Raw genomic sequence first — 4,551 nt, 5'->3', positions numbered from 1 at the left:
TAAAGTAGTAGCTGTGATCATAGCCCGGCTGAATACGCAGCTCGATGTCAGAGCCACTGATGGTGCTGGCAGCAAGCAATGCTTCCGGCTTTAATTGCTCGGCCAGAAATTGATCGGCATCGCCCTGATCCACCAGAATAGGCAGCGCAGTTTTGTGTTGTGCTAACAGCACAGAAGCATCATAGCTTTGCCAGCTGCTTTCATCCTTGCCAAGATAACCGGCCAGTGCCTTGCGGCCCCAGGGGCAGTTGATTGGGTTGCTGATAGGGGCAAAGGCCGATACCGAGCAATAACGACCGCTCTCCCTCAGCGCCATCACCAGGGCGCCGTGGCCGCCCATGGAGTGGCCGGAAATTGACCGCCTGGTACTCAATGGCAATTCAGCTTCCACCAGCGCCGGTAGCTCTTTGCTGATGTAATCGTACATCTGGTAGTGCTTGGCAAAAGGTGCTTCTGTCGCATTCACGTAAAAACCAGCACCCAGACCAAAATCATAGGCTCCTTCAGGATCATCCGGCACCTGCTCACCGCGCGGGCTGGTATCCGGGATCACCAGCGCGATGCCAAGCTCAGCAGCAATTCGTTGAGCACCGGCTTTGGCCGAGAAGTTCTCATCGGTGCAGGTCAGGCCCGACAACCAATACAGAGCTGGTACGTCTTGTTGCGCCGTTTGCGGTGGCAGATAGACGGAAAACTGCATGCGGCAACTGAGCACCTTGGAGTCGTGGGCAAAACGCATCTGGCGACCGCCAAATAACCGCTGATCGCTGATTTTCTCTAAGGCTTGCATCCTTGTCTCCTTGTTTCCTCAAAAATGGATCACGGTACGAATCGACTTGCCTTCGTGCATTAAATCAAAGGCTTCGTTGATCCGCTCCAGCGGCAGGGTATGGGTGATAAAGGTATCCAGTTCAAATTCACCCGCCAGATAGCGCTCAACGTAATCCGGTAGCTCGGAGCGGCCTTTGACACCACCAAAAGCAGTGCCGCGCCAGACCCGGCCGGTGACCAGTTGGAAAGGGCGGGTGGAAATTTCCTGGCCGGCACCGGCAACGCCTATAATCACCGACTCGCCCCAGCCTTTGTGGCAGCACTCCAGCGCCGAGCGCATCACCTGCACATTGCCGATGCATTCAAAGGAGAAGTCCACCCCACCATCGGTCATCTCGACGATCACCTCCTGAATGGGTTTATCGTACGCTTTAGGATTGACCACATCGGTCGCGCCCAGCTGCTTGGCAATCGGGAACTTGCTTTCATTGATGTCGATGGCGATGATACGGCTTGCTTTGGCCATGACAGCGCCAATAATGGCCGACAAACCAATGCCTCCCAGGCCAAATACGGCCACGGTATCGCCTGGTTGTACTTTGGCGGTATTCATCACTGCGCCCATGCCGGTGGTGACACCACAGCCTAGCAAACAGACTTTTTCCAGCGGTGCACTTTTGTTGATTTTGGCCAGTGAGATTTCCGGCAGCACGGTGTACTCGGAAAAAGTCGAGGTGCCCATGTAATGGTAAATCGGCTTCCCATCTTTAGAAAAACGGCTGGTGCCATCCGGCATCAGGCCCTGGCCCTGAGTGGCCCGGATGGCCTGGCATAAATTGGTTTTGCCGGATAAACAGAACTTGCACTTGCCACATTCTGGGGTATACAGCGGGATCACATGGTCACCGACTGCCACCGAAGTGACGCCTTCGCCCACGGCTTCAACAATGCCGCCGCCCTCATGGCCTAAAATCACCGGGAAAATGCCTTCAGGATCATCACCGGACAGGGTATAGGCATCGGTATGACAAACGCCGGTCGCGATAATACGCACCAGCACTTCGCCTTGTTGGGGCGGCATCAGGTCAACTTCTTCAATCGATAACGGCTGGCCTGGGCCCCAAGCCACCGCTGCGCGGGTTTTAATGGGTTGCATAGTCTGTTCCTGTGGTTGCTTTTATTTTTTTAGAAGCGCTTATGGTTTATTGATAAGCTTATGGTTTGTTGACAAGCATAGTGCATTGCTGGATGTCAGCCAGAAATTCAGGGGGGCTGGCACAGCTGCCGATCGATGGTTTACATCAGCAGCTGCTGTTTGATGCCAATTAGTTGGCTGCTTCCAGCACCGCTTGTTGCGTATGCGGCTGGCCAATCACATCGTGGAAATAGCTTTGCTTGAGCCAGTAAGGGCGCTGCGGGTCGTTGGCCAAATCCACTGCGATATTAAAGTTGATTTGGGTAAAAATAGCGCCAAAGTCGTAGCGAATGGCACCATATTCACGGGTTAAATCGGCAATGGAGTCGGTGGGTTTGTGGTAATGCTTACTAAAGAAGCTACCCCAGATAGCAGCTGCGTCTTGCGCTGGGTCCTGCGACTCAAAGCCAGTCATTAGAAACACCGCTGGTATGCCCTGACGCACTAGCGTGTAGTGATCGGAGCGGGTAAAAATCGCTTGCTCTGGCATCGGGTCCGGGCTTAGACGAATGCCTTCACGAGCGGCGGCGCGCTCGACCACAGGGCCGAGTGAGGAGTGATTGGCACCAAAGGCAATCAGATCGGCAAACGGATACAGCAACACCGGCATGTCCATATTGACGTTGGCAATCAGGTTCTCAATCGGCCTTGTTGGGTTGTGCGCATAGTAATCAGCACCCAGCAGGCCCTTCTCTTCGCCGGTGACCACCAAAAACAAAATAGAGCGCTTCGGTGCTTGCGGTAGCTCGGTGAACATACGGGCAGTTTCCAGCAAAATAGCCACCCCGGCGGCATTGTCCATGGCACCGTTATTGACCCGGTTGTCGCTGCGTACATCCTGAATCATACCAATGTGATCAGAATGCGCGGTCAGCACCACGTATTCATGACGCAGGCTGGGATCTGAGCCTGGCAAGACCGCTACTACATTGGGGCTGCTGATGTCTTCGTGGCTGGACTTGCGGCTTAAGGTAGCGCTGATATTCAGCGCAAAGCCTTGTGGCATTTCCTTGTCATCCAGCATGGCAAAAATGGCATTGAGTGGCGTTGTGGCTTCGGCAAACAAAGCTTCAGCGGCTTCATGGTGCACATAAGCGCCACCGCGCAGCTGGCGCTGCACACCACCAGGTTGGCCGTCGCTATCCAGCCAGCGCATTGAAGGGGTATTCAGATACAGGATACTGTTGGCGTATGGGCGCACCGCCTCACGCTGCGGCGTATGAATGGTAATGATACCCACAGCACCTTGCTCGGCAGCAAAGCGGCTACGCTCACGGCCTAAATGGGCGGCTTCTTCGCTGGGGATATGCTCCGGCAGACCCGGCAGCATGACGGCGATTTTACCGTCCAGATCCAGGCCCTGGTAATCGTTGATGCCAAACTCGTCCGAGATCAGGCCATAACCGACAAACACCAGAGGCGCTGTGATGCTGGACTCGGTCGCCACCGGATCGGCACCACTGAAAAAGGCTTTCGGGTAGGCCAGCTCCTGATCCCCGTTGGCAGTGTGCAGCACCATGCGGGCACTATTGGGCACCAAGCGGCTGCTACGTAGCGGTACCCGCTGGAAGAAAGTGCCGTTATCGCCAGCTGGCTCAAGCCCCAGGGCTTGCAGTTGGGTGGCGATGTACAAAGACGCAATTTCATGGCCACGGCTGCCGGTATCCCGGCCTTCCAATTCGTCTGAGGCCAGAAACAGCATATGGCCTTCAATGGCAGCGGCACTGGCTTGCGGTTCAAGCTGCTTAACGGTTGAAAGCGAGCTGCAGCCAATCAACAATACTGAGGCCGCAGCCATCATACTAAGATATTTCATAACAAAAACCTGTGTGGGTAATGAGCGGTTTATAACCTGGCCCAGCGGCCAAAGACCAGCCAGAATCGGTCAATCGCCAAGCAGTTACGCCTGATGACGTGGTGTGGCGACAATGGCCGCCAACAACTGATGGTAATCACTGATGGCCGGGTACTGTTCAATCGTTCGCAGAGCTTGTTGGCTGTCTGGGTTGGCGACCGCCAGCAAGTGGCGAATGCCAAACTCCTGAGCTGCCTGCAAAATGGGCAGGCTGTCATCGACGAACAAGGTACGCTCAGGGTCAAAACCCAGCCTATCCTGCAGCTTTTGCCATAAAGCCCAGCTTTCTTTGGTCACGCCAAATTCGTGGGTGGAAATCAGCTGCTCGATGTACTTGGCTAAGTCGGTGCGCTCAATTTTCAGTGACAAACTATCCGGGTGCGCATTGGTTACAAGTACAATGTGACGACCGCTGTCTTTTAAAGCCGATAAAAACGCCGGTACATCATCGCGCATGCGGATTTTATCCATCACTTCGCGTTTTAACTCGGTGATGGGCAATTGCAGCCGTTTGCCCCAGTAGTCTAGGCAATACCACTCCAGCTTGCCGGTCAGCTCGGCGTATTCGGCCAGCAATTCGGCCTTGGCTTGTTCGACACTGCGGTTGGTCAGTTCGGCCCAGCGCCGTGGCAGATGCTCCAGCCAGAAGTAGTTGTCAAAGTGCAAATCCAGCAAGGTGCCATCCATATCCAGCAAGACGGTATCAATTTGATCCCAGTTCAGCATCGTT

At 54.6% G+C, this 4,551-nt stretch carries 4 protein-coding genes; all 4 read right to left on the bottom strand.

What is annotated here, in order from left to right:
- Positions 1–790: S-formylglutathione hydrolase (fghA, locus tag JJU14_RS16055; protein WP_228614732.1), on the bottom strand; the 790-nt coding region annotated here is incomplete at its 3' end.
- Positions 791–808: 18 nt separating this feature from the next.
- The gene (locus tag JJU14_RS16050; RefSeq protein ID WP_228614731.1) at positions 809–1,927 is read right to left on the bottom strand and encodes an S-(hydroxymethyl)glutathione dehydrogenase/class III alcohol dehydrogenase; all 1,119 of its coding nucleotides are present in this window, start codon (positions 1,925–1,927) and stop codon (positions 809–811) included.
- A 169-nt stretch (positions 1,928–2,096) separates the two neighbouring features.
- Complete coding sequence (locus tag JJU14_RS16045) at positions 2,097–3,782, bottom strand: M28 family metallopeptidase (protein ID WP_228614730.1); 1,686 nt, start codon at positions 3,780–3,782, stop codon at positions 2,097–2,099.
- Between the two features lie 84 nt (positions 3,783–3,866).
- Complete coding sequence (yrfG, locus tag JJU14_RS16040; protein WP_228614733.1) at positions 3,867–4,547, bottom strand: GMP/IMP nucleotidase; 681 nt, start codon at positions 4,545–4,547, stop codon at positions 3,867–3,869.
- Positions 4,548–4,551 lie beyond the last annotated feature (4 nt).

This window comes from Alkalimonas sp., from assembly GCF_020831925.1.
Classification (GTDB): domain Bacteria; phylum Pseudomonadota; class Gammaproteobacteria; order Enterobacterales; family Alteromonadaceae; genus Alkalimonas.
This window is presented reverse-complemented; position numbering and strand designations above follow the sequence as displayed.